This is a genomic window from Neptuniibacter sp. 1_MG-2023, assembly GCF_030547185.1.
Lineage (GTDB): Bacteria > Pseudomonadota > Gammaproteobacteria > Pseudomonadales > Balneatricaceae > Neptuniibacter.
Window position 1 is genome coordinate 21,644 of record NZ_JAUOQR010000007.1, and the last position, 26,632, is coordinate 48,275.

26 protein-coding genes are annotated in these 26,632 nt (G+C 43.7%); 15 read left to right on the forward strand and 11 right to left on the reverse strand.

Going from position 1 to position 26,632, the window contains the following annotated elements:
- Window positions 1-159 precede the first annotated feature (159 nt).
- The 6 genes from Q4492_RS09430 to Q4492_RS09455 form a co-directional block, all read right to left on the reverse strand.
- A complete protein-coding gene (locus Q4492_RS09430; RefSeq protein WP_303417284.1) occupies window positions 160-573 on the reverse strand; it encodes a rhodanese-like domain-containing protein in 414 nt (137 codons plus the stop codon).
- 69 nt (window positions 574-642) lie between these two features.
- Window positions 643-1,737, reverse strand: coding sequence for an enoyl-CoA hydratase/isomerase family protein (locus Q4492_RS09435; protein WP_303417285.1), 1,095 nt, complete (start codon window positions 1,735-1,737; stop codon window positions 643-645).
- Window positions 1,738-2,058: 321 nt separating this feature from the next.
- A complete protein-coding gene (locus tag Q4492_RS09440) occupies window positions 2,059-4,260 on the reverse strand; it encodes a 4Fe-4S binding protein (RefSeq protein WP_303417287.1) in 2,202 nt (733 codons plus the stop codon).
- Window positions 4,261-4,411: 151 nt separating this feature from the next.
- On the reverse strand, window positions 4,412-5,239 hold the full coding sequence (locus Q4492_RS09445) for a metallophosphoesterase (RefSeq protein ID WP_303417289.1): 828 nt from the start codon (window positions 5,237-5,239) through the stop codon (window positions 4,412-4,414).
- Between the two features lie 19 nt (window positions 5,240-5,258).
- Entirely contained in the window at window positions 5,259-6,638 is a 1,380-nt protein-coding gene (locus tag Q4492_RS09450) for a sodium:proline symporter (RefSeq protein WP_303417291.1), read from the reverse strand.
- A 91-nt stretch (window positions 6,639-6,729) separates the two neighbouring features.
- Complete coding sequence (locus tag Q4492_RS09455; RefSeq protein ID WP_303417293.1) at window positions 6,730-7,524, reverse strand: glutathione S-transferase family protein; 795 nt, start codon at window positions 7,522-7,524, stop codon at window positions 6,730-6,732.
- Window positions 7,525-7,674: 150 nt separating this feature from the next.
- Between Q4492_RS09455 and Q4492_RS09460 the strand changes: the two genes are divergently transcribed.
- A complete protein-coding gene (locus tag Q4492_RS09460) occupies window positions 7,675-8,586 on the forward strand; it encodes a LysR family transcriptional regulator (protein WP_303417295.1) in 912 nt (303 codons plus the stop codon).
- A 41-nt stretch (window positions 8,587-8,627) separates the two neighbouring features.
- Here the strand turns inward: Q4492_RS09460 and Q4492_RS09465 are convergent, their stop codons facing one another.
- Both Q4492_RS09465 and Q4492_RS09470 read right to left on the reverse strand, forming a co-directional pair.
- A complete protein-coding gene (locus Q4492_RS09465) occupies window positions 8,628-9,242 on the reverse strand; it encodes a DUF2799 domain-containing protein (RefSeq protein ID WP_303417297.1) in 615 nt (204 codons plus the stop codon).
- A 68-nt stretch (window positions 9,243-9,310) separates the two neighbouring features.
- Complete coding sequence (locus tag Q4492_RS09470) at window positions 9,311-9,874, reverse strand: hypothetical protein (RefSeq protein ID WP_303417299.1); 564 nt, start codon at window positions 9,872-9,874, stop codon at window positions 9,311-9,313.
- Window positions 9,875-10,012: 138 nt separating this feature from the next.
- Between Q4492_RS09470 and Q4492_RS09475 the strand changes: the two genes are divergently transcribed.
- The 3 genes from Q4492_RS09475 to Q4492_RS09485 all read left to right on the forward strand — a co-directional run bounded on the left by Q4492_RS09475 (window position 10,013) and on the right by Q4492_RS09485 (window position 12,177).
- The gene (locus Q4492_RS09475) at window positions 10,013-10,630 is read left to right on the forward strand and encodes a cation transporter (RefSeq protein WP_303417301.1); all 618 of its coding nucleotides are present in this window, start codon (window positions 10,013-10,015) and stop codon (window positions 10,628-10,630) included.
- Between the two features lie 204 nt (window positions 10,631-10,834).
- Window positions 10,835-10,957 carry a hypothetical protein gene (locus Q4492_RS09480; RefSeq protein WP_269454620.1) on the forward strand — a complete coding sequence of 41 codons (123 nt, stop codon included), beginning with the start codon at window positions 10,835-10,837 and terminating at the stop codon, window positions 10,955-10,957.
- A gap of 242 nt (window positions 10,958-11,199) precedes the next feature.
- Window positions 11,200-12,177: an ABC transporter substrate-binding protein gene (locus Q4492_RS09485; protein WP_303417304.1), complete on the forward strand. Its 978-nt coding sequence runs from the start codon at window positions 11,200-11,202 to the stop codon at window positions 12,175-12,177.
- A 110-nt stretch (window positions 12,178-12,287) separates the two neighbouring features.
- On the opposite strand, the gene znuA is transcribed toward Q4492_RS09485, so the two are convergent.
- On the reverse strand, window positions 12,288-13,229 hold the full coding sequence (znuA, locus tag Q4492_RS09490; protein WP_303417306.1) for a zinc ABC transporter substrate-binding protein ZnuA: 942 nt from the start codon (window positions 13,227-13,229) through the stop codon (window positions 12,288-12,290).
- Between the two features lie 65 nt (window positions 13,230-13,294).
- Here znuA and Q4492_RS09495 point away from each other — a divergent pair, with 65 nt between their 5' ends.
- Genes Q4492_RS09495 through Q4492_RS09515 form a run of 5 tightly spaced genes read left to right on the forward strand, consistent with a single transcriptional unit; the run spans window position 13,295 to window position 17,784 of the window.
- Window positions 13,295-13,783, forward strand: coding sequence for a Fur family transcriptional regulator (locus Q4492_RS09495; protein WP_303417308.1), 489 nt, complete (start codon window positions 13,295-13,297; stop codon window positions 13,781-13,783).
- Window positions 13,783-14,577: a zinc ABC transporter ATP-binding protein ZnuC gene (gene znuC, locus Q4492_RS09500; RefSeq protein WP_303417310.1), complete on the forward strand. Its 795-nt coding sequence runs from the start codon at window positions 13,783-13,785 to the stop codon at window positions 14,575-14,577. The genes Q4492_RS09495 and znuC overlap by 1 nt, the downstream gene beginning before the upstream one ends.
- Window positions 14,577-15,365, forward strand: coding sequence for a zinc ABC transporter permease subunit ZnuB (znuB, locus tag Q4492_RS09505; RefSeq protein ID WP_303417311.1), 789 nt, complete (start codon window positions 14,577-14,579; stop codon window positions 15,363-15,365). The genes znuC and znuB overlap by 1 nt, the downstream gene beginning before the upstream one ends.
- Window positions 15,362-16,705, forward strand: coding sequence for an MATE family efflux transporter (locus tag Q4492_RS09510; RefSeq protein ID WP_303417313.1), 1,344 nt, complete (start codon window positions 15,362-15,364; stop codon window positions 16,703-16,705). Before znuB ends, Q4492_RS09510 begins: the two co-directional genes overlap by 4 nt.
- Window positions 16,705-17,784: a sorbosone dehydrogenase family protein gene (locus Q4492_RS09515; protein ID WP_303417315.1), complete on the forward strand. Its 1,080-nt coding sequence runs from the start codon at window positions 16,705-16,707 to the stop codon at window positions 17,782-17,784. The genes Q4492_RS09510 and Q4492_RS09515 overlap by 1 nt, the downstream gene beginning before the upstream one ends.
- A 42-nt stretch (window positions 17,785-17,826) precedes the next feature.
- Here the strand turns inward: Q4492_RS09515 and Q4492_RS09520 are convergent, their stop codons facing one another.
- On the reverse strand, window positions 17,827-18,090 hold the full coding sequence (locus Q4492_RS09520; protein ID WP_303417317.1) for a YheV family putative zinc ribbon protein: 264 nt from the start codon (window positions 18,088-18,090) through the stop codon (window positions 17,827-17,829).
- Window positions 18,091-18,159: 69 nt separating this feature from the next.
- Window positions 18,160-20,202, reverse strand: coding sequence for an oligopeptidase A (gene prlC / locus Q4492_RS09525; protein WP_303417319.1), 2,043 nt, complete (start codon window positions 20,200-20,202; stop codon window positions 18,160-18,162).
- Between the two features lie 138 nt (window positions 20,203-20,340).
- Here prlC and Q4492_RS09530 point away from each other — a divergent pair, with 138 nt between their 5' ends.
- The 6 genes from Q4492_RS09530 to Q4492_RS09555 all read left to right on the forward strand — a co-directional run bounded on the left by Q4492_RS09530 (window position 20,341) and on the right by Q4492_RS09555 (window position 26,560).
- Window positions 20,341-20,886 carry a gamma carbonic anhydrase family protein gene (locus Q4492_RS09530; protein WP_303417321.1) on the forward strand — a complete coding sequence of 182 codons (546 nt, stop codon included), beginning with the start codon at window positions 20,341-20,343 and terminating at the stop codon, window positions 20,884-20,886.
- Window positions 20,861-21,481, forward strand: coding sequence for a hypothetical protein (locus Q4492_RS09535; protein WP_303417323.1), 621 nt, complete (start codon window positions 20,861-20,863; stop codon window positions 21,479-21,481). Before Q4492_RS09530 ends, Q4492_RS09535 begins: the two co-directional genes overlap by 26 nt.
- A gap of 97 nt (window positions 21,482-21,578) precedes the next feature.
- Window positions 21,579-22,853, forward strand: a complete 1,275-nt coding sequence (locus tag Q4492_RS09540) for an imelysin family protein (RefSeq protein WP_303417325.1) — start codon at window positions 21,579-21,581, stop codon at window positions 22,851-22,853.
- Window positions 22,854-22,929: 76 nt separating this feature from the next.
- Window positions 22,930-24,375: a di-heme oxidoredictase family protein gene (locus Q4492_RS09545; protein WP_303417327.1), complete on the forward strand. Its 1,446-nt coding sequence runs from the start codon at window positions 22,930-22,932 to the stop codon at window positions 24,373-24,375.
- Window positions 24,376-25,464, forward strand: a complete 1,089-nt coding sequence (locus Q4492_RS09550; RefSeq protein ID WP_303417329.1) for an imelysin family protein — start codon at window positions 24,376-24,378, stop codon at window positions 25,462-25,464. It abuts the gene before it with no gap.
- Complete coding sequence (locus tag Q4492_RS09555) at window positions 25,451-26,560, forward strand: DUF1513 domain-containing protein (RefSeq protein ID WP_303417331.1); 1,110 nt, start codon at window positions 25,451-25,453, stop codon at window positions 26,558-26,560. The genes Q4492_RS09550 and Q4492_RS09555 overlap by 14 nt, the downstream gene beginning before the upstream one ends.
- Window positions 26,561-26,632: the final 72 nt, after the last annotated feature.

The following is a 26,632-nucleotide window of genomic DNA, read 5'->3' on the forward strand; positions in this document are numbered from 1 at the left end:
ACCCAAAAGAAGCATAAAAAAAACCTACTTAATATGGAAATTAAATAGGTTTACTTAAAAATTAGCTAATTATCTATAGTGCTTGAACAAAAGGCCTCAGTTTAAAAGAAGACCAAAGGTAAAACAGAAAAAACCACACCCGACATCTCTAGATTACCACTACCTATAATCTTTAGTTATAAATTCGGCAGTCTGACCTTTCTCCTTTTTCCACCCTGCGTAGCCGCCTTGAATATGTAGCACATTCGTCAATCCCATCTCTATAATCGCCTTTCCAGCTAGTGCAGAGCGTAAACCTCCGCCACAAAAGAGAACAAAGGTCAGCTCTTGCTGAAATATTTCTTTAGCATAAGGGCTTTCCGGATCAACCCAAAACTCCAGCATACCCCTTGGGCAATGATAAGCCCCAGGAATAACCCCTTCGCGCTCTAATTCACGAATATCGCGCAGATCAACAAACTGCACACCCTCCTTCCCATATAGAGCGATGGCTTCAGGCACCGAAATCTCTCGCACCACTTGGTTTGCCTCTTTAACCAACTGGTAAATCCCTTTTTTAATTACCGATCCCATTGATGATCCCCTTAATTACCGATCCCATTGATGATCCCCTTAATTATTATATTTTTTTGTTTGATGCTACTACATCTCAGCCAATGGATTTTTCTGCCAAGGCGAGAGGAAAAACTTATCCACATAAGCGTTATCCACATCCGCTAACGTTTTAAAGCGCCACTGAGGATCAGCATCTTTATCCACAAGCAAAGCACGAACCCCTTCAGGAAACTCCTTATGCTGGCAGCATTGCACCGATAAGATAAGCTCTGCACAAAACACCTCTTTCAAGGACATATGCTTAGTCACTTCGAGCTGCTTCTTTATTAAATTAATCGCCAACGGGCTGCCATGATGAATGGCCTTTTGGGCTCGCTTTATCCATTTATCATCACTTTCAACACTTAATAAACTATCGACAAAACCCGTCACAGAATCATGATCAGTGATCTGTTGAATAAAATCATAATGATTTCTTACCGGTGACCTTGAACTAAAACAGGCTTGAGATTCCTGCTCTAAACCACGCAACACTCGATTAACAGCAGCATTAGCATCGCCCCATGACTCTGCCTGAAGGCTCTCGAGCATAGACTGGCGCAGCTCTACTGAAATAAACCGATCAGCTAATCCCAAAAACAGGGCATCCGCGGCATTCATTGGATTACCGGTTAACCCCAAAAAGAGCCCCGTTCGACCGGGCATATGGTTTAGAAACCAGCTACCCCCAACATCAGGATACAAACCTATAGTTACTTCAGGCATAGCTAAATGGGAAGTTTCAGTCACTATACGATGGCTACAGCCATTCATAAGTCCCATGCCGCCACCCATTACAATACCGCTTCCCCAGCAGATAATAGGCTTGCTATAGGTATGTATAGTGTAATCAAGGGTATATTCACGGGTAAAAAAAGCTTCGGCAAACTTAGCATTAGAATCTTCGCTGATCGCTTTATAAATACTGACAACATCACCACCAGCACAAAAAGCCTTAGAACCTGCGCTATCTAAAATAACAGCGACAACCCTGTCGTCGTCTTGCCACTGATCGAGCTGAGGCTGGATCAGATCGATCATATCCAGTGATAAAGCATTTAAAGAGCGTTCCGCATTTAAGCAGATCTCAACTATTCGCTTACCATCTTGGGTAGGATATTCGTTAAACAGCACACAACTCATTCAAGCATTCCTATCGTTAAAAATTATAGGCAGAAAAATCAATCAGAATCGCCTTAACTTATTTCGATCTTTATTACTGTAATAGTTTATATATTAATTAAACCATTAGACCGTAAACAGATTGCCTAGAATAAAAGCTAAATCCAATAGGAAATTAGCCTTATACCGGCCTTAAAAGGGAAACTTAAGGTTCAACAGCAAATATAGAACAGTCGAGATTGTCCGATGCTCACCGAAATTGTAGGGCGAGTTTAAACATTAAAACGGATAGAGCGTAGAGAGGTCTATCTCTACACTCTACCGATGCATAGGTCGCAGTAATTAACTAGATGCAATTATATTATCGTTATCTTGGCGCGTTTTGAGTTTACGCCCTTTTCTCTTTTCAACAATCAGCGGTACACAAAGCTCATCACTCTCGTAGATCTCAACGCAATCTAAACATTGAAAGCACTCATCGTAATCAATCTTGCCTGTTTGCTCGATCGACTGATATTCACAGCGGTGTTTACACAGCTGACATGGCTGACCACATTCACTACGACGTGGAAGCCAGTTGAATATCCTCAGCTTACCAAAAATAGCTAAACCTGCACCTAAGGGGCAGATATAACGGCAGTAACCTTTGTAGACAAACAAACTTAGCGCTAACAGCACTACGGCCCACAGAACAAATGGCCATGACCGGTCAAAGATTAATGTAATACTCGTTTTAAAGGGCTCTATCTCAACCACACTGCCCGTCAAAGGAATAGACACAACAGCCACTATAAGTATGCCCGCAAGCACAACATATTTAATCCACTTCAAGCGTGAATCTAACAGAGGTGATACTTTGATTTGTGGTAGTTTAAGAAAGGCCAATAGCTTACCGATCAACTCTTGTAATGCACCAAAAGGACATAGCCAACCACAGAAAGTACCACGCCCCCAGACAAAGAAAGTGATACCAATATAGGCCCAAAGTAATACCGTCATCGGGTCATATAGGAAGAACTCTAAACTTCGTCCTGCGACTAAAGCCTGTAATACACCCGTGATATTAACAATCGACAGCTGCCCTTGGGCATACCAACCAATAAAGACTAGAGTAAACAGTAAATATAAAGGACGGAACCAACGCAAGCGGTGCTTAGGCCCTGTCAGTATACGGTGCTTCACTAAAACGACGGTCAATATCACCAAACCTATAATTAAAATGGCAATATCAACAGTACGACCGGCCCATAAGCTGTGCCATGTTTTGTTATCACTCTCCGCAGCAAGAATATATTGCTCAGGAATAGGTAATTTAAAATCGAGTCCTTCGGTCACACTTTCAGGGTATAACCAACCTTTTTGCCGTACGACATTCAGCTTAAATTCGGCAGGATACGCCGGATCCAAGCCTGCCTGACCAATCACATGAAAGAGCTTCCATTCGAAACCCTCCAGCTCCTCAGGCAAGTTAAGTTTATACTCAAGATCAAAAAGATTTAAACGATCATCCAGATCAAAATCGCGCATCTCTATGGGCAGCTCAGCTTGGTGCAAACTGATACGCTCAGGAACTTTGCCACGAACAAAATCTTCTCCGGTAAATGAATATCGGCCCTGACTCAAAATCAGTAATAATTGATCATTAGCCGCAATATTTCCTTTCACATAGTCCCAAGCGGTGGGCAGTAATAGATTACGGCCAACGCTAGGTATAGTTAAATTCGCGGCATAGATCTCAACAAACTGTTCATCGGGTGCCTCTAAAGCTTCAGGGTCTTGCCCTTCACCAATCGTCCCCTCAAACCGCGCTTCCACCTCTTTATTGCTAAAGGTGTATTTAACAATCAGCCCCTCATCTAGCAATTCCTGCCAAGACATCGACTCAAATAAATCAGGTTTAATACGTGCAATAAGGTCAGGATCACGTCCTTTGGCATAACCTAATTTCTCACGGGCCACCTTTAACGAGGAAGCAAGCAAAGATTGGTTAAAAATACGAACCGAAGCGGTAGCTTTAGTCACACCATCAATATAAACATTGGCGCTGTTATTGGCGCCGCCCAAACCCGGTTTCGCATCAATCTTGATGTTTTGCATCAACGAAACACCTTTGTACTGTTTAGAAAAATCGATCAATGGCTTTTCGCCAAGTCCTTCTAAAAAGACAGGTTCATGGTGAGATAAAACGCGAACATCTATAAAACGGCCATCAGGATCAATAGCAACGAGCAGGTTAAAAGGTATGCCTGCAAACCCTGGGATCGCCGCAAGATCAATCGATTCAAATGCGTAACCAACCAGCGGGGTATCAGTCGATATTTGCTGATAAAGCGGCCAAATAGGTAGGGCCTCATCTTTATCACCAACGACATAAGGAGAGGGAAATGCTTTCTCCATCGCTGCCTTATCCATCACCCCTGCCTGAGCAAGGTTACAAACGAGAAGGAAAGTGAAACTAAGGATAGCTATTAACGTTTTTAATAGGGATAAGGGTATCCGTAAACGTTCAAGTAGAGAAAACAGAACCGCAGTAATATAGTTCATCGCAACAACTTCTTATTATGTTATCCCTCCATATTAGCCACTACTAATCAACAATAAAAATATCTTTTATGATCGTTCAACAACGCCTTTAGTACAACGCCTAAAGAAGGAAACACATTTATTGAACTAATAACAATGAGTAGTCTAAGCGTTAAATTAGCTGCGCTTGCAGACTAAGTTTCACTCCGGTCTGTTCAGATTCCGGCGCAGGTAAAATGTCTACACTCGGCCAAAGGCCCGTCACTAAAGCTTTAGCATAAGCCTGAGACAGGGACGCTTGTTTCATGCTTTCTGCGGCACCGCGGGCATCATAGGCCAATCGATGCCAACTCACCTCTATTCGATCATCGACCGGTTGCAACAACATATACCAACCATCCGTTGTACCATCATTAGCAGGCATCCCAATCACGCCCGCATTTAACCAATAACCATCAGTTAACTCAGACCCAAAAGGCAAACCACAATGGCCTCCAATAAGCAGATCGCTCCCAGCTAAATTTAACTGCTTATTCTTAACAACCTTATCCCCACTAGCGAAGACAAACTCATTTATCCGCTGATAGCTACCATGGATAACCGTAGCAGTCCGACCATTCAGGCTAAATCGAATCTCTCGCGGCAAATCCGCCATCCAGTGCTTATCATCTTGAGACAAGCGCTGATTGCTGAAGTTGTACCATTCAACTGACAATAGGGAGCAAGCACTCCCTTGATCAAAACCACATCCACAATCGGGGGCATTTTGAGCTAAAGACTCTTCACAATTTCCCATCACGACAGGAATACCCCAATCACGAATCAATTGAACAGTTGCTTCAGGCTCTGCGCAATAAGCCACCAAATCACCGGTACAGATAACCTGTTCCGCAGGGATACCAAGACGGGACGCTTCAGCTTGCATCGCGCGAGTTGCCGCTAAATTGCTATACGGTCCACCAAAAATCAGCACAGGGCCAGAAAACTTACCAAGATCCATAATCGCTCTTCTATTCCTATTAATTATTAGCAAGAGGTTGTAGTTGTTTTTGGCTTGCGCCACCGATCATAAAAAGAGCGCACCCGCCAACCATCACAGCGATACAGATCCACAACAGTTTAGTGTATTTATGCACTTCACCTAATAACATGGTGTAAGAGGAGGACTCAGTGAAATACAGGAGTGAACCACTGACAGCCAAAAAGAAACTGCCAATATAACTCCACACAGGGATATCACGCCGATTCCCCCAGAGACTAAAGAAGATAACAGGTACAAGGTACATTGAGGCCGTTCCGCTAACGGCAACAGCGCTGAAGATATCTTTATTCCCAACAAACACTAATAACAAACCCAGTAACATAAAGATGGCCATAACCATCCGCCCATTTCTAAGGCTTACAGACATAAGGCGCATATCAAGCACCATCATTTTTGCCGAGCTAGTCAAAGTACTGTCTAGCGTAGACATGGCAGAGATAACCAGAGATGCGCTAAATAGGAACATAGGGAATTCACCCAATAGTCGGCTCAAAACCTGATTCATATCTTCGCCTTCCAAACCATTAGCGCCAGCGATTACACCTAAAGAACCAAACGCAAGAATACTGATACTACTGATCCAACCCGCATGCAGAAAACTACGTTTTGTCGTCTCTCTATCGGCAAGAAAGCCTCGATCCATCATAACGGGGTCATGCATTGGATAGCTCCAGACCTGTAGCAATGCCACCAGCAGCAAAATTGGCCCAGGCTGACTAATATCGAACGGTTTAAATGCCAGCAGTTCAGTTGTAAAGTGGCCTCCACTGACCACTATGCCTAGCAAAATACTAAGCACGACTAAAAACACCCACATCTGCATAACATCAGTACGTAGCGAAGCGTATAAACCGCCAAGCATTGAATAGAGGAGCGTTACGGCGGCTAATCCTATAACGGCTAAAGTGTATGACTGAGAACCTGCCGCACCAAATAAAATGCCAATGACTAATAAATTGGCAAAGACCTCACTGACCAACCGTATCCCCACCACAAAGTTATAACAGCGTCCGCCCCAAGCACCGAAACGATCACTTAAAAACCCTTGTACGCTGCCATAGCCTTGCTCAAAACGGAGATGGTCAATAATCCGGCCACCCGTAAGAAAAGAAAGATAGTAGGCTGCGTAGGCTAAAGTCCCCCAAATACCGTAATAGAACCCCAAAATGGCAGCATTGAGTAAAGAGCGAGCAAATATCCAAGTGGTCACTTGCGAGAAGGTTAAAGCAAGCAGTGAAGGCGCTCTACCATCTGCCGATTCACCTCTAAAAAAACCACCTTCTTGAGTAGCTTTTCTAGACAGGAAAATAGATACCAGCGCCAAGCCAGACACTAGAAAGATTAACCACATGCTCATTTAACGCCCCACCAATTATCAGTCACTATGGCTCTGACACTTAAGGTGAAGCACAGTTCCAACCGAGCAAAATAATTAATCTCGGTATCTATCAGCGATGGGCTGCAAGATGTGCACTAATAATCTGCCATGCGGGCTGACCTTTCGCTAATAGATCCGCCTCAATCTCAGGAGAGAAATCAGCAATAACTGACGTCAGGTAGGAATCTCGCCCTCGGCAACGCTCAAACCAGTCAGCTACGCGAGGACAATCTTTATACATATCACTCCAACCAAACTGATAAATCGTTTGAAAATAAGGAGCTAAACACACATCAGCAAGACTAAAGTTATCACTCACTATCCATTGATGTTCAGATAAAGCAGCCTCCATATCGAGAATAGTTTTACGATAAAGATTAATCCCATCAATCACATCTGGCGCATCAAGACCATATTGAACTAAACGTTTTTGTCGTTCTCGGCGAGGCTTTTCAGGTATTTTCTCCAACAACTCATCACGCTCACTCTGACTTTTTTCCATTAAGGCAGGACGCATCACTATAGGCCATTGGAGCGCACCACATGAAGGATGAAGCTTAGTATCCACATGCTTCATCCAAAGACGCATTTGAGCAACCTGATAAGAGGAGGATGGCTTTAAGCTGTGGGCAGAAAAAGTATCATCTAAATATTCACAAATGATGCTGGATTCAATTATGGGACGCCCCTTATCAACAAGCGTTGGTACAACACCGAGAGGGTTTAGTGCCAAATATTCTGGCCGCAAGTTCTCTTTTTGGGACAGCTCAACGGTATGTTTAGTCCAATCTAATCCCTTTTCTGCTAAGACAATACGAACTTTCTGAGCGCATGGAGACATTGGGTGGGTATATAGCTCAAGCATGACAGTACCTTTTTCATTAGATGAAATAAGTTGGGTTCACCTAAAACCCAGAATTATTGTTAGATCTCAGTTTATCCCTAGGGCTTATTTTTGATAAATATCAAAACTGTCATAGAATATGTGAATATAATTCAATAATAGGAGTCATACTTGGCTAAGTGGACTGAGATGCAGGTTTTTGTCGAATCAGTTAGGCAGGGCAGTTTTTCCGCTGCTGGTCGGCAATTAGATCTATCACCTTCAGCAGTCAGCAAGCTTTTAACAAGGCTAGAAACCCGCTTGGGCGTCCGACTTCTCAACCGTACTACCCGCATGTTAAGCCTGACAGAAGGGGGCCAGATATACTTCAACCACTGCGTTGATATTTTGGCCGAAATAGACGATGTAGAAGACGCGTTAACAGGCTTAGTACAGGAGCCAGCGGGAACGCTTCGCATCAACAGTACCCACGGGTTTGCAAAACATCAGCTTTTGCCAATAATGCCGATGTTTCAAGCACGCTACCCTAAGATAAAATTGGAGTTCCAGCTTAGCGGCCAAGCGGTCGACCTTATTGCAGAAGGGGTTGATCTAGCGATCCGATTAGGAGAACTAAAAGACACCAGCTTAGTTGCTCGGAAACTAGGAGAGAGTGAACGCTTAGTCTGTGCAAGCCCACACTATATCGACTCCAAAGGCATACCACAAAAACCCTCTGACCTTTTAGAGCACAACTGTTTACGCCTATCCACTAATGAGATATTTAATCACTGGCAGTTTACCAGCCATCAATCAGGCGAAACTAAGGTGGAAACCTTCAATGTAACAGGCAGTTTTGTAACCGATAATGTCGATGGTTTACATGAATATGCCCTGCTAGGCGGAGGCATTGCACGGCTATCCAGTTTTATGATTAATAAAGATATAGAGGCGGGTCGTCTTATTCCCTTATTGACGAATTATGGCATTCCCCAGCAAAAAATTAATGCCGTGTACCCCCATCGCAAACACCTGTCGGCTAAAGTGCGAGTCTTTTTGGATTACTTAACTGAACAGTTCGCTGCCAAGCCTCCTTGGAGCTAAGATTTTCACTTAGAGAAAGACCGTATGAAATCTAAGTTGGGTTAGTCCATATATTCAAGCTTTGACCTTTCTTGCAAGAGCTGATGCTCTAAATGCTGCAACTGGTAATACGAAGTCCGCTGCTCACGCTCAAACTCTCTTAACTTAAATAAAAGATCTTCTCGCTCTGCACTTGAAAGTCCACGACTGATTAAACGTTTCTCTGTCCGTTGAGCTTGTAATTCCACTTCATGCAGCTCTTTTTCTTGTCGTTCAAGCTCTTTTTCTAATTCTCGAACCTGCTGCTCTTGTTGATAAACCTGACGACCACTCTGGTAGGTTTCTAAAAAAGCAGGTTCTAAATCTTCAGGGCAAACATAATGATACTTAGCGCCACTTCGCCCCAATCTATAGCCGTTATCTTGATGGCAATAACGCTTCAAGCCCTCTTCACGCCCCATCAAATAAGGCTCAACATCAAAAGCAATTGTATATTCTGCACATGCTTCTTGGTGATTAGAAAGGAAGGTCTCTGAACGGCCCTGTAAGCCGTCACTATAACCTATGCCATACCAATCACCGGTTACACACTCCTCTTCACTTAAACTTGCGCAGCCTGATAACAGAGCAACTAAGGAAATTAAAACAACACTTATACTCGATCTCTTTGCTTCCACTAAGCGAGACTCCTATACACCTATAAAACTCAGCATAGCTCTGTAAAGCTGAATACAAAGAGAATAAATCAACGAATAATTAGATCAGGCAACCAACGCTTACTTCTATCAATTTCATCACGCAGCGTTTCGTTAACCGGCGGCACACTCAGATCATCAGGTGGAGAAGCTAAGACATTAAGATCGATGGCTTGTGCTTCACCTCGAATTGATTCGCCATCAATTTTCATCTCATAGTAAATGCCATTCCAAAAGTTGGCGCCAAAGTCTTCCTTCTTTTTAAACATAAACAACAGGTCATGGGAAAGCCAACTCAAATCCTCAGAGGATACGTTGTGAGGCTGTTCATATGGATAAGCAAGATGACACCACAACTCAGGGCCTTCAAGGCACTTCATCTCCTTCATAGAAAGAAAGAAGTCCTTAAATTTGTCATGATTCATATGTAACTCGTAACGGCTACGCTGTCCCTCCGGAGAGAAAGTAATATCACCAATCACAATCTCTTGGCCTTTTTTATCCACAAGCAGAACCTGCTTTTTGCCAATTAAAACATCCGCAAAACTATTAAATGAGAGACACGTAAGCAATAAGGTCATCAATACAGGTTGTAATTTATAGAGCCCAGCCATAATTCTTTCTCACAAAAATGAACGGTGTAATTAAGTGTAGGGGGATATAAAACATCCACCATGCTACTTGGGTACAATATCTGTCTATAATGAATCTAAAAAGCGTTCATTACACATTTTAAGAACTGCGGAGTATATATGGGCTCATGCTGTAACAACGATAACCACTTCGATGGGGCATCAATAGAATACAAACGCGCCTTATGGTGGGTTATCGCCATCAATGCCCTAATGTTTTTTATTGAAATGGGCGCCAGTGTCCAAGCCAATTCACAAGCATTGCAAGCGGATGCCTTAGACTTTTTAGGCGATACAGCAACTTATTCTCTATCTTTGCTCGTCATCGGAAAATCTTTACAAGTCCGTAATCGAGCCGCTTTATTTAAAGCCACCAGCTTGATGATTATGGGCATAGGGGTATTCGGCATAACACTTTATAAAGTGATATATATGCAAACCCCCAAAGCGGTAACTATGGGGTCTGTTGGCGCACTCGCTTTCACTGCCAACTTAATTAGTGTCATGATCCTACTGCGTTTTAGAAATGGAGACGCCAACGTTCGCTCCGTTTGGCTGTGCAGCCGTAACGATGCCATTGGTAATATTGCAGTTATGATCGCAGCACTTGGCGTTTGGCAGAGCGCTTCCGCATGGCCAGACCTTATTGTTGCTTCAATTATGGCAGGACTATTTAGCTGGTCTGCCATACAGATTTTTCAGCAAGTCAGTAAGAGTAATGCAACAGCCAAGCCTTAGTTAAACAACATACAACTCGTTTTTAACACTCTATAAAAACTGCCATTTTAGACACAAAAAGAATCCATGCGTCATAATTGACATGACAAAGATAAGATTCTTCAATATGGAAATAACAAAAAACCCCAAATAACAAAGGGTTATATAACTGGCACTATCTCTGCTTAGTCCTAGTAACTTATTAACATATCTAGGAGCTTAGCCATGAGCCATGTTGAAGAAAATGTTGAAGTCATCGGAATCGCTCCATCAGTTTTGATGGTTCTCGGAGGCTTAGTTGTTGCGATTTTACCTGCCATAGTGCAAATAGTATTACTCGCCAACTAACCCCAAATGGCTTGCCAACAGCACCCACATGTAAGAAAAAAAGATCAATCAGATACTGCCCCTCAACAGTATCTGATCTTTTCCTAAGCGCCCTCCCACTTAATACGCACAATTTACGCAAAAAATAGAAACCTCTCCTATAATTCACAAAGATAAAATTTTTATTCGCACCTTTATCTCTCCATAAAGCTTAGTTGGCGTAGCGCCTCACCATTCACTCATTTTTATATAATAGGGACAAAATGAATGAAACTTTAAAAATTAGCCTGCCTTTTTATATCGCTATCTTCGCTCTGTTTAGCGCAATGGTTCATGGGGCTCAAAACCTAAACCCAGCACCTAAAATAAAGATTGCGGTATCAACCACTCCCCTTTCCGCCCCAGTATATATCGCAAAAGTTAAAGGCTTTTTTATCAATGCAGGTCTGGATGTGTCTATTTTAGAAATCGATGGGGGTGATCAATGCTTTACAGCATTACAAACAGGGAAGGCCGATATGGCTACTGTATCTAACTCTGTGATCATGTTTAATAGCTTTGAACACTCAAATTTTGAAGTAATTAGCAGTTTCGCAAAATCAGATAACGACTTGAAAATCGTTTCTTTTAAGCAAAAAAATATTCGTACGCCCCATGATTTAAGAGGAAAAACTGTCGGCGTCGTAAAAGGCAGCGCAAGCGAATATTTCCTTCACCTTTGGCTAAGCAAGTCAGAGATAGATATTGCGGAGGTCGATATAAAATCTTATTTTGCCAACGAACTACCCATTGCACTCGAGCAAGGCAAAGTTGATGCGATTTCGGTATGGGAACCTTTTGCTTACCAAATCAACAATTCCAATAATGATATAGAGATCATGAACACTAAAGGACTCTACAACTTTTCCTTTAATCTTATAGGCTTGCGAGACAACCCTGTTCTCACATCCACGCAGACCTTAGGCAACCACAGGCAGATCAAACAAAAAGTTACAGAAGCACTGAATAAAGCAGTCCGCTTTATCGCGATTAATCCAGAAAGATCCCAATTGATTCTGCGCCGTCACTTAAAGCTTAGCCAGCACTTTATCGACTGGGTCTGGCAAGACTATACATTTGAGTTATTGTTAAATGAACCTTTGCTCAGTTCGGTAAAGAATCAAGCTCAATGGGCGATTGATAGAGAATTAGTTCCACAAGAAAATCCGCCCGATTTCAGTAAAATCATCCTCTTAGACTAGTCATAAGCGATACAACGAGAGAGCGATAGTCCCGGAAGAGCGGGAGAAAGCAAATACCGCTACCACAGCTCAAGAACGCTGTGATAACGGTATTTATTCAAAGATTGGCCTTATTTCAAACAGCTTTCGATACTATTCGCAAGGTCTTTAAGGTAGCCAACATACCCTTGAGAAAGCGACACATCAGTAGCCAATGGATCTAAACGCCCTAAGTTAACAGGCAGGTCGGCAACAATGCGCTCTACAATAGGTGCTTCGAACTGAGGCTCAACAAATACACAACGAACAGCGGGCTCGTTTAATATTTTTTCAATTCTTGCTAGTTTTTTAGCGCCCGGTGATCGAGCCGGATCGACGGTAAAGAACGCTCTCTGATTTAAACCATAGTGCTCAACAAAAAGAGAAAACGCATCGTGGAAAACAACAAAACCACTCTTCTGGTGAGGCGCCAACTGTTGCTGAATCTGCTTATCCGCCTGCAACAGATCACGTTTAAAGGCCTGGTAGTTCTGTTCTAACTTATCCGACAATTCCGGCGACTGCTGTTGCAACATATCTTTAATCTGCTCAGCGGCCTCCAACATATAAATAGGATCCATCCAGATATGCGGATCAACGTCACCATGATGGTGATGTTCGCCGTGCTCTTCATGTTCGTCGTGTTCGTTGTGCTCTTCGTGTTCCTCTTCCTTATGGGACGCAGCTTGGTGTTCATGTTCATGATGATCACCATCCTCCTCTTCAGTTTTTAAGAGCTGAAGAACAGGTCGCTCGGAGCGCTGCAACGCCTTTTCCAGAAACTGCTCCATTTCTGGCCCAACCCATATCACAAGATCGGCCTTTTGCAGTGTACGAATATCAGACGGCTTTAAGGAATAATGATGCGGCGAGGCACCTGGCGGAATTAATAGATCCACCTCCCCTAAATCTGCCACAATAGCATGTGCAACTAATTGAAGTGGTTTTACACTAGTCACCAACTGCAAACGCTCTTGGGCAATTAGCATTGGAGATAGCAAAAAAATGGCTGTAACAAAGGCTAACTTTTTCATTGATATAATACATCTCGGATAATTTTCCGTTATAATATAACACAAAACGGTGAATGATAACTTTTATGCCAGAATCCCAACTCGCTTTTCGATCTGAACATGATCATCGTGACTGTATAGAGCATGCACTACGTGACGCTCGTGAGTTATGTGCAGAAAGAAAACTACGTTTTACGCCGATCCGTGAACTTGTACTTAAAACGATCTGGCAAAGCCATAAACCGCTTGGTGCATATGAGCTCCTTCCTACCTTAGCAGAGGCGGGATTTAACTCAGCGCCACCTACTGTCTACCGCGCTCTTGATTTTTTACAGGAGCAGGGATTTGTTCATAGAATCGCACTGCTCAATGCTTTTATTGGTTGCCCTCATCCACACAAAGCTCACGAAAGCTCCTTTTTAATCTGTAGCCAATGTAAAAATGCCGTTGAGATTGAAACCTCAGGGATAAGTAAAGAGGTCAATAAACAAGCTGAGCTATTAGGGTTTATCCCAGAGCAGCAATCTATCGAAGTTTTAGGCACCTGCCCTGAATGCCAGCGAGTAAGCCCATAATGAATCAACCACATCGCCATGAACCTCTAATTAAGCTGGATATGGTTAACCTTCATTTTGGCCAGAATCATGTTTTGCAAAATATCAGCACCGAACTCCACAAAGGTTGTATAACAACTATTATTGGTCCCAACGGTGCGGGAAAAACCACCCTAGTTAGGGTTATTCTTGGCTTATTAAAACCCGATAGTGGCACTATATGGAAAGAGAACAATCTTCGTATTGGCTATATGCCACAGAAATTACAAGTCGATAAAACCTTTCCTTTAACGGTCGAACGCTTTTTAAAAACTGCCCAAAACTGCAATCAGGAGCAGATGCAGGCCGCGCTAAACGATGTAGGTGCCTCTCTGTTACTCAAGCAATCTATCCACCATTTATCAGGCGGAGAGATGCAGCGAATTTTACTCGCCCGTGCTCTATTGCGTGATCCCCACTTACTCGTTTTAGATGAACCTGTACAAGGGGTGGATATTAACGGGCAACTAGAACTTTATAACCTTATCTCTCGTATACGAGATGAGCGCGGCTGTGGCGTATTAATGATCAGTCATGACCTTCACTTAGTCATGGCATCAACAGATCATGTAGTTTGCATCAATCATCATGTTTGCTGCTCAGGACATCCTGAACATGTTACTAATGACCCATCTTTTACTGAGTTATTTGGCATTAAAGGAAGCGAACAGCTAGCCGTCTACAGCCACCACCATAATCACAAACATGATGAACAGGGAAATGTCATTCCAGAAAAGGAGCACGCAAGCAGCTCTAATCACAAGGGTTGTTGCTAATGCCTGATTTTCTTATTTACGCTTTACTCGGCGGCTTAGGTGTAGCAATAGTCGCAGGGCCATTAGGCTCATTTGTGGTTTGGCGACGTATGGCATATTTTGGCGATACCTTAGCCCACTCAGCGTTACTAGGGGTCTCCATTGGCTTTTTGCTCGACATTAATCTCAACTTATCCGTTATTATCTGCTGCGTAGGCTTAGCACTTGTGCTTGTTGCCTTGCAACGTCAACGTATGGTCGCTACAGATACCTTATTGGGCATAATGGCCCACAGTGCTCTCTCCCTTGGCTTAGTTGCTGTCGCGTTGTTAGAAATTCGCGTTGATTTAATGTCATACCTCTTTGGTGATCTGTTGGCGGTGAGTCCGCAAGACCTCTTCTGGATCTACGGCGGCGGCATTGCAGTTTTACTGCTTTTAAAATTACTCTGGCAGCCTCTACTTGCGATCACAATCAATGAAGAGCTAGCTCATGTGGAGGGCGTCAACGTGCCGCTTATCCGTCTGATTTTGATGCTATTAATTGCAGTAGTCATTGCTATAGCAATGAAAATTGTTGGCTTACTGCTCATTACCTCTCTACTTATTATTCCGGCTGCAGCGGCTCGACGCTTAGCGCGCACACCAGAACAGATGGCGATTGGTGCTGGCGTTATAGGGTGCCTCTCAATCTTGGGAGGGATAAGCCTATCTTGGTACTTTGATACACCGGCAGGCCCTTCAGTAGTCGTTGTATCTTTAGCACTTTTCATCGCACTCTACAGCCTACCAACTAAACAACAAGCATGATCGCGTCGCTGCATAAATATTGGCCCGACAAACAGCGTCACAGGCAAGTATGGGCATTAGCTTGGCCTCTAATGCTATCCAATATCACTGTACCTCTATTAGGTTTGGTCGATACCGCCGTTATTGGTCATCTGCCAGAAAGTCATCACTTAGGGGCTGTAGCTGTTGGCAGTATGATTTTTACTGTCCTCTACTGGGCTTTTGGTTTTCTACGCATGGGCACTACGGGCATGACAGCCCAAGCGCTAGGTGACGATAATGGCGCCTTAAATCGCCAACTGCTCGCACAATCGCTTATATTAGCAACGGCGATAGGCTTGCTTATTTTACTATTCCGCACGCCTATTATCAGTTTAGCCCTGTCACTAATGGGGGCTGAGCCTATAGTAACGGCAGAAGCGGCAAAATATAGTGAGATCCGCATTTTAGGCGCCCCCGCGGTGCTATGTAACTATGCATTGCTGGGCTGGTTTGTCGGCAACCAAAATACACGTATCCCCCTCCTCATATTATTGGTCACCAACATCATCAATATGTTGTTAGATATACTCGCAGTCTATGGCTTAGGTATGCATGCAGATGGGGTTGCGGCGGCCACCGTTTTTTCTGAATATTTCGCGCTTTTTCTCGGCCTCTACCTCGCGAAGAAACATCTCAAAAATGTTTCATCTCAACTTGAGATCGCCTGCCTAAAACGGCTCAGTGATTATATAAATTTGATTGCGGTAAACCGTTTTCTCTTTATTCGTACACTGTGTATTTTAGGCTCCATTGCCTTTTTTACCGCCCAAGGCGCGAAACAAGGCACCGATATTCTCTCTGCCAATGCGGTTTTACTTAACTTTTTATTATTAATCTCTAACTGGCTCGATGGGTTTGCACATGCAACCGAAGCGCTATCAGGTAAGTATATCGGGGCGAAAAAGCTAACCACATTTTATCAATCACTGGTCAGTGCTTTATGCTGGTCTGTAGGTACAGCCGCTCTACTTTCGTTGGTATTTTGGTTAGCTGGCGACCTTATTATCAATCTACTCACCGGCATTGAAAGCGTACGTATCATCGCTAAAGCTTACCTCCCCTGGATTATTGTCTTACCCTTGATCGGTGTCTGGAGTTTTCTACTCGACGGTATTTTTGTGGGAGCAACCCAATTTAAAGCGATGCAAAACACTATGCTCTTCTCTGTTTTTATCGTTTTTCTACCTTTATGGTGGCTAACTCAAAGCTATGGAAATCAAGGTTTATGGTTTTCATTTCTTGCTCTTTTTGTGGCGAGAGCACTCTCTGGCGGCTATGTTTACTGGACGATCTGCAAACATAAACGTTGGATAAGTTGATGATTACACCACTCAGCATACTGATCTCTTTTTCTGGTATCAGCGAGTTACCGCTCGAAACATTAACCCTCCCGCCTTCATATAAGATCGAGGTTGTCGCAAAAGCCCCGAATGTCCGCCAACTTGCGCTAGCAAAGGATGGGACTCTCTTTGCCGGAAGCCGACGAGCGGGAAACCTGTATGGGTTTATCGATCAAGATAAAGATGGGATCTACGAACAAACAGTCATTTTAGCTACAAAGCTTAATATGCCCAGTGGTATCGCTGTAAAAGGCAATGACCTCTATGTGGCAGAGGTATCTCGCATTCTCAGATATAAAGAGGTTTTACCTCTGAAGCCTTCTTCCACACCAACACCTGAAATCTACTACGACAAACTCCCTGACAAAACCCATCATGGTTGGAAATATCTTAAGTTTGGCCCAGACGAAGCCTTGTACTTCAACATCGGCGCTCCCTGTAATATCTGCTTACCTGAACAGCCCTTTGCAACCATTATGAAGCTGGATAGCCATAAGAACACCACACTTATCGCCCAAGGCGTACGTAACAGTGTCGGCTTTGCTTGGAATCCTCTAAACCAGCAGCTATGGTTTACAGAGAATGGGCGAGATCACTTAGGGGATGATCGGCCTTCCGATGAGCTCAACCATGTAACAGATAACGGCGAGCATTTTGGCTACCCTTTTTTTCACGCTCAAGGATTAGCTGATCCTAAATACGGTAAAAAGCAGTATACCGACCAACAGCCGCTCAGCTATACACCTGCCGCCTATAAACTCGGTGCGCATGTTGCGCCTCTAGGTATGACATTCTCCGTTAACGCCTCAACAGAAGCTCAACAAACGCTATATATTGCTGAGCACGGATCATGGAATAGAAGTCAAAAAGTAGGCTATCGCGTTGTAGAACTACAGATAAAAAATAATAAAGTGATTAGCCACAAACCCTTTATAAGCGGATGGCTTAAAAATGAGAAATATTGGGGAAGACCTAATGACATCATTGAGACACCCGAAGGTAGTCTCTTGATATCAGATGATCATGCAGGCGTCATTTATCGCCTTTCAAAGATATAAAATAATACCCCATGATTACATAGGGTATTTTTTTATCTAAGGCTAATGATCTTTTCGTGCGCTACCTGGATTCTCTGTGAACAGTAAGGGTTGTGCACCCTCTTCAATTTGAGGCCCAGTATCGCGGTTTACTCGCGTTTCTAACTCTTCAATATCCGGCGTTCCATCTAATCGCATGGAGTCTTCATAATCACAGCGGACGCACTCTTTATACTCCCGCTCATCATCTCGAAAGGTCCGGATACAGTCCATCTCACCACACCGGGGACAAACAGCACCGGCAATAAATCGTTTTACAATGCTCATAATTTTATCTCTAACTCACCTTGTCGGTGCAGGTAAGCGACCTGAAAGGCCCCTTACCTTTTTATGATTCTAAGCTGCGGTTTGGATACCGCAATGACGAAGCAGTGCATCCACTTGTGGCTCACGCCCACGGAAGGCAACAAACAGCTCCATTGGCTCACGAGACCCACCCATCTCTAAAATATGCTGACGGAAGTCATTACCCGCTTCTTTACTAAATACGCCATCCTCTTCAAAGCGGGAAAAGGCATCAGCAGACAAAACTTCAGCCCATTTGTAACTGTAATACCCTGCGGCATAGCCACCAGCAAAAATATGACTAAAGCTATGCTGGAAACGATTGAAATCAGGTGGTGTAATCACCGCCACACGACTACGGATATCGTTTAAATAGCTCTGCACATCTGTGACACCAGGCTCATAGTCACGATGTAAACAGAAATCGAATAACGAAAATTCAAGCTGACGTACCATCATCATACCGGATTGAAAATTACGTGCTGCCAACATTTTGTCTAACAATGCTTGCGGCAGCGTTTCACCCGTTTGATAGTGACCAGAAATAAGTGCTAAAGCTTCCGGCTCATAACACCAGTTTTCTAAGAACTGACTTGGCAACTCAACCGCATCCCAAGCAACACCATTAATACCACTGACATCAGCCGATTCGATCTGAGTCAGCATATGGTGTAACCCGTGGCCAAACTCATGGAACATGGTGGTCACTTCATTATGGGTCAATAAAGCGGGATCATCCCCCACCGGTGAACTAAAATTACACACTAAATACGCAACGGGAAGCTGAAGCGTACCGTCCGCTAAGCGGCGACGTACACGACAATCATCCATCCAAGCGCCGCCCCGTTTCTTTTCACGGGCATAAAGGTCTAAGAAGAAGCGTGCAATCACCTCGCCTTTACGCCGAATTTCAAACAACCGTGCATCTTTATGCCAACGGTCGAACTCATTCACTTCACTGATCTCAATATCAAACAGCTTTCCTGCCACAGTAAACAAACCGTTCAACACTTTAGGTAGCGGGAAGTAAGGGCGAATCTGCTCTTCAGAAATAGCGTATTTAGCCTGTTTCAATTTTTCACTAAAGTAAGCAAGATCCCACGCTTGAAGATCCTCAACCCCATATTCCTCTTTAGCGAAATCACACAGCTGCTGATAATCTTGCTTAGCTACAGGCAAGCTTTTCTCGGCTAAATCATTTAGAAACTGTACAACCTGATCGGTTGTTTCAGCCATTTTAGTAGCAAGGGAGTATTCAGCGTAGTTATCGAAACCTAATAGCTTCGCCAACTCTAAACGGAGCTCAAGAATCTGCGTCATTACAGACGAATTATCCCATTTCCCCTCACCAGGCCCCTGATCTGATGCCCGTGTCGCAAAGGCGGTATAAACTTCTTTGCGTAATTCACGATTATCCGCATAAGTGATCGTTGGCAGGTAAGATGGAAAATCTAAAGTTACTAACCACCCGTCTAAACCTTTTGCTTCAGCCATCTGTTTTGCCGCAGCTAAAGCCATCGGCGGCAAACCCGCCAGCTCGCTTTCGTCGCGAAGTAGTTTATTCCATGCGTTACTGGCATCTAATACATTCTCGGAGAACTTCGTCGTTAGCTCTGAGAGCTTCTGCTGCAGCTCTGCATAACGTTTTTGATCATCACCATTCAATGCGATACCGGATAAACGAAAATCCCTTAGGGTATTAGTAACGACCTTCTGTTGAGCTTCATTTAACTGTTTGAAATTTTCACTTTCAGCAAAATCATTGAACGCTTGGTAAAGCGCTTGATTCTGTCCCATCTCAGTCCAGTATTGGGACAATTTAGGCAGGCAGGCGTTATAGGCGTCTCTCAACTCATCCGTATTAACCACCGCATTCATATGAGAGACCGGTGACCAAGCTTTTGCCAAGCGATCGTTCATCTCCTCCAACGGCGCCACAAGATTATCCCATGTAGGCGATGTCATTGAGCCTAAGATTCTCTCAACCTCTGCTCGGCCATCCGCCAATAACTGATCTATCGCTGCTTCGATATGATTAGGTTTAATCGAACTAAAAGCAGGTAATAATTGCGGCTCAAGCATTGGGTTGCTCATCTAATATGCTCCTAAAGAAGAGGGGTAATACCTCTTTAATGGGATCAAAAATGAATTTTTCAATTATAATTCTATTTAAACTTCCTCTTATAAATTTGCCATAATAGTTTCCTTTAAATCATATTCGAGTAATAAAGTATGAAAATCCGTACCTATCAAGGCATGACTCCCACGTTAGGAGAGCGTGTATTTGTTGATCCAAGTGCGGTCGTGCTTGGTGATGTAACATTGGGCGATGATGTATCTGTTTGGCCTCTCACTGTCATTCGTGGCGATATGCACCGAATAAGCATAGGCGATCGCACAAGCGTACAAGATGGCTCCGTGTTACATATTACTCATGCAGGCCCCTACAACCCTGACGGTTTCCCTCTTATCATCGGCTCTGATGTCACCATTGGCCACCAAGCGATGTTACACGGCTGCAGTATTGGCAATAGGGTTCTTGTCGGTATGGGCGCTATGATTATGGATGGCGCTATTGTCGAAGATGAAGTGATTATCGGCGCTGGCTCTCTTGTGCCCCCAGGAAAAACCTTAAAAAGCGGTTATCTTTATGTGGGCCGCCCAGCAAAGCAACAACGAGCTTTAACCGAAAAGGAATGTTCTTTTTTCAGTTACAGCGCCTCTAATTACGTAAATCTAAAGGATAAACACCTTGAAGAAGACTACGCTAATTTATAGCGCCCTCGCTGTTCTTATCAGTTGCAGCGGCTGTAGTTACAACACCCAAAGTACGCCAGAGTCTTGGCTAAAAACACATGGTTTATCAACACCTACAGACTCAGGAGAGATGACCTTATGCCAAAACTTTGGTTGCACTAAATCCAAATCTATACAGTTATCAGCCGATGAGCTTAAACCGGTTCAATTACTATTCACCCCATTACCTGCTAACGCTGTAGAAGAACGAGAGAGGATAGCTCAAGCGATCGGACTATTAGAAAAGATAACAGGTCCCAAAATAGGCACGGAACACGATTTAGCTAAAAATGCTTTTGGCTTTAGCTTTGAAAGCAATCAACTCGACTGTGTTGCCGAATCAAACAACACAAGTACTTATTTACTCCTTCTACAAAACTTAGAACTGCTTAAATACCACCGAGTTGGCGGTAATATGCACCGTGGCTTGTTCACTCTCCATGCGCCCCACAACAGTGCCGCAGTGATTGAGAGCGATACGGACCATGCCTATGCAGTAGATTCTTGGTTTCGCCCTAATGGAGAAGCCGCATGGATTATCGAAGCAGAGCACTGGCTTTCAGGCGCAGCGCCATAAATAGTTTATATAAGCCTTTTTGCTATTGATATTTATTCTCATTACGATTATCCTTCTGAAAAATTTATTATTACTGCAAATAAATAGGAATTGATTTATGAATTTTCGCCAGTCATTCGTAGCAGCAGCTATATCGGCTATCGTATGCGGTCCCGTTCTTGCCTCAACGCCCGCCCAGTCCGATATACTCGACAATTACGCTAACATTGCACAAGCGACGTATGAAGATTCGCTACTAACGGCTCAAGAGCTAAATAAAGTTCTTAATCTTTTCCTTGCCAAACCTACCGAAGAGAATCTAAAAAAGGCTCGTGCAGCGTGGATTGCAGCACGCGTACCTTACCAGCAATCGGAAGCTTTCCGCTTTGGTAACCCAATAGTTGATGATTGGGAAGGCAAAGTTAATGCTTGGCCACTAGATGAAGGACTGATCGATTACGTAGCAGCAGGTTATGGTGCGGAATCAGATGAAAACCCATTCTATACAGCTAATATTGTTGCCAACAGCAAACTTAAAGTAGGTGGCGTTGAGATTGACGCATCTAAAATAGATAAGAAGCTGCTCGCAGAAACCCTACATGAGATAGACGAAGTAGAAGCCAATGTGGCAACTGGTTATCATGCCATTGAGTTCCTTTTATGGGGCCAAGATCTAAATGGTAATAACCCAGGTGCAGGTAATCGCCCAGCAACTGATTTTGATCTTGAGAATTGCACCCATGGTAACTGTGATCGTCGCCGCGACTACTTAATGGCTGCGACAGAGCTTCTGATTGATGATCTGCAAGAGATGACAAACAACTGGGCTCCCCAAGGCCCTGCGCGCACTGAACTATTATCCAAAGCACCCGCGGAAGGTATAGCAACAATTCTAACGGGCATGGGTAGCTTAGCGTACGGTGAACTGGCGGGAGAACGCACTAAGCTAGGCTTAATGCTACATGACCCTGAAGAGGAACATGATTGCTTCTCCGATAATACACATAACTCCCATTTCTACGATGCAAAAGGGATTAAAAATGTCTATTTAGGCGAATATACCCGCGTTGATGGCTCCACCGTTTCTGGTGCAAGCCTTGCGGAACTGATCAAGCACCAATCTCCTGCAGTTGATCAAGATCTTAGAAACAACCTGGACAGAACTGAAAACGCTGCTCAAGCAATGGTTGATGAAGCAGCGAAAGGCAATACCTTTGACGTACTTATCGGTGTCGACAACAAAACAGGCAACCAAGTAGTACAAACGTTCGTGGACGCCTTAGTTGCAGAAGCTGAGTCTATTGAAAATGCTATTGCAGCGTTGAAGCTCGAAGGTATTGAGTTAGAAGGTTCAGATAGCTTAGATAACCCAGCTTCAATTAGCGCTGAGTAACTAAACTGAAGGCTAATCATAAAATCCGGGGCCTAGGTCTCGGATTTTTCTTTTCATAGATGATGAAAAAAATACTGTGCACAAATTATCTCTATTCCTATATCTGCTTTTCTCCTTCCAGCTCTTCGCAGCAGAGAGCTCAACGGTAGGTTTTATAGCAGAAGAGATCGAGCAGGGTGGTGCAACAACTCATCATAATGGAAATAATAGACACAGCTTCAGCCACCCAGCCGCTAATCTCGCATTTAAAAAAGAGTTAGATTTTAAGCTAGGGAATAGTATATTCAAAAAGTTGTGGGTACCTGCGCCATCATCAACCACCGCCAGCGATGGTTTAGGCCCCCTCTATAATGCTCGCTCCTGCATGCAATGCCATATAAGAGATGGCCGAGGCCATACGCCGGAAAGCAACTGGCCAGAAGATAACGCAGTTTCACTTTTCTTGCGCTTAAGTATCCCTCCTCAAAACAAAGAGCAAAAGCAAGCCTTAGCAACAGGAGAGGTCGGTGTCATTCCTGAACCGACTTACGGTACTCAGTTACAAGACTTTGCGGTAGCAGGATTAAATGCCGAAGGGCATATACAAATAAGCTATAGCGAGACAGAGATCACCTTAGCGGATGGAGAATCCGTTTCTTTACGTCGCCCAAAATACTCAATCAGCGATCTCGGATATGGCCCTCTACATCCAGAGACTTTATTATCACCTCGTATCGCCCCCCCGATGATTGGTTTAGGTCTCTTAGAAAGTATTCCTGAGGCCAGCATTTTAGCCCTAAGCGATCCTAATGATCTCAATAACGATGGTATTTCAGGCAGGGCTAACTGGGTTTGGAACCAACAAACCCAGTCAACAGCACTCGGGCGATTTGGCTGGAAGGCCGGCACACCAACTCTAAACCAACAGAACAATACCGCTTTTAATGGAGATATAGGCATATCCACTCCCTATGCAACAAGTCCTTATGGCGAGTGCACACAACAGCAAGAAAGCTGCTTAAACATGCCCAATGGAAATAGTGCTCATCTTGACGGGGTTGAGGCATCCGCAAGCATGATAGAGCTATTACTCTTCTATACACGTCATATTGCCGTTCCCGCTCGCAGAAATGCTGACGATCCAGAGGTTTTAGCGGGCAAAGAAATTTTCTATAATAGCGGTTGCGCTAACTGCCACCAGCCAAGATTTACAACAGCGAACATACCCGAGCTACCTGAATTAAGTAATCAATTAATCTGGCCTTATACAGATCTTCTATTACATGACATGGGGGAAGATTTAGCCGATAATCGCGCCGAGTATTTAGCTAATGGCCTTGAGTGGCGAACACCCCCGTTATGGGGCATTGGACTAACGGACGTTGTTAGCGGAAAAACCCACTACTTACATGATGGTCGTGCACGCACTTTACTTGAAGCGATCCTCTGGCACGGAGGCGAAGCTGAACAAGCCAAGCGATCCGTAACAAAGATGTCAAAATCTGATCGAAATAATCTTATCAAATTCCTGGAGTCTCTATAAATGAGCCTGCTATCTATTACCCGATACAGCGCACTCAGCTTAGTATTTTTACTGAATGCGCCAATTACAGCAGCAGAAATCAGCCAAGAGCGTTGGTTAAAACTCAATCAAGCCGCTGTAAATGAGCACATACTTCCGAGCTACAATATTCTAGCGGAAAAAAGCAAAACCTTAGCGATGGCTAGCGCCTCACTGTGTGCAGCGCCATCCGAAGAAAATTTGAGGAATGCTGAAGCCCACTTTATTGACACACTGAATGCATGGCAGAGTATACAGCATGTGCAGTTTGGCCCTATTGAACTATTAATGCGTAATTTTACGATTCAATTTTGGCCAGACAAGAAAAACCTCACTTCAAAACAACTGAATATTATTCTTAAAAATCAAGATCCAGCATCACTGGAGCCCGAATTTTTCAGAACAGCAAGTATTGCAGTGAAAGGCTTACCCGCCATGGAGCGAATTCTCTTTGCTGATGACGCGTTAAAACAGATAGAAGAGAATCCATATCGTTGCCAATTCCTACAATCGGTTAGTGATTATCTAGTCATTCAAACGGACAATACCAATAAGGAGTGGCAAGAGTACAAGCAGGAATTTAGTACACTCACTTCCGAAGAAGGTATCTACGAAAGTGCTCAAGAAGCGAGCATTGATATTATGAAAGCTCAAGTCGAACCACTGGAAGTGATTCGCGATCTAAAAATACTTAGACCACTAGGTAATGAAGGTAAAGCAAAGGCTCGTCGCTTAGAAAGCTGGCGTAGTAAAAATGCACTGCAAAATATACAGATGAATATCCAATCACTCCATCACCTCTACAGCGGCCTTAAAGATTACAGTCTTTTCCAGTTGCTAAAAGAGGAGGGTGCGACCGATTTAGCAGACAGTATTGAACAGCAATTCATCACTATAGAAACCACCTTAGAAAAGATACCTACGCCACTATCTCAGCACCTTAAAGAGCCAAAGGTGAAAGAGCAGCTACTACTTATCGCCCAAGAGCTTAAGCAACTGCACGAAAGCCTTGATAAAACCATGCCTGCACTAGGTCTTCAGCTAGGATTTAATAGTCGTGACGGGGATTAATCGTAGACAATTTAGCCTGCTGTTAGGTTGCACTTTACTAAGCCCTTCGCTGCTTGCAAATGGGAAACAGTCTTTATTTGCTTCCGCTGCAAAAGCATCCAATGGTGCATATGAATTACTGGTGATCGATCAGGCAGGGCGTCTGCACTTACGTCATGAGTTACCAGCACGAGCGCATCACATTGCGGCCCATCCCCATAAGCCGCTATTAGCCGCTGTAGGTCGTCGCCCAGAAACATTTATTGATGTGGTCAACTACGAAAAAAAACAGCTAGAAACTCGCATTAGAAGCGCTCAAGGACAGCACTTTTACGGCCATGCAATTTATTCTGCAGATGGTCGCTGGCTGATCTCAACTGAAAACGAGATTGCAACAGGGCAGGGACTAATTGTTATTCGTGATGCTCTGCATAACTATGCTGTTGTACAACAATTTAGCTCTGCGGGCATTGGCCCCCATGAACTAAAAATGATGCCTGATGAAAAGACCTTAGTAATCGCCAATGGGGGAATTCTTACCCATCCCGACAAAGGTAGGGCAAAACTCAATATAGATGTTATGCGCCCATCACTAGCCTATGTAGACATCAATACAGGTCAATTGAAAGAACAGGTCTTTATGCCTGAAGAGTACCACCAGCTGAGCATTCGCCACTTTGATATCAATCAAACAGGCAGGGTTGTCATAGGCCTGCAATACCAAGGAGACAAAACAGACGATGTCCCTTTAGTTGCGTTCCATACCCAAGGACAACCTCTAGCATTAGTTCGCGCACCGATTAGCACCAATATGGCAATGAAACAGTATTGCGGTAGTGCTCGTTTTGATAAAAGCGGAAAAGTTGCAGCCATCTCATCACCCCGCGGTGACTTAGTAACATTTTGGCATGCAGACACCCAGCAATTTATTACATCAACCACAAGCAGAGATGGTTGCGGTTTAGCGCAAACAGAGAAACCTGAAGAGTTCTTAATCAGTACGGGCAGAGGGTATTGCTACCGTTATAACTGCCAAACCAAAAATAAAGAAAAAGTAAAATTGGATATTCCGGCTCATACCGCTTGGGATAACCACTTATCCCCATTTCTAGTTTAGGGAGTGTCTACCCCCTCTTTTTTGAAGAGGCTATTTTTAGGCATTGGGGTATACACACAAGCATATATAAAA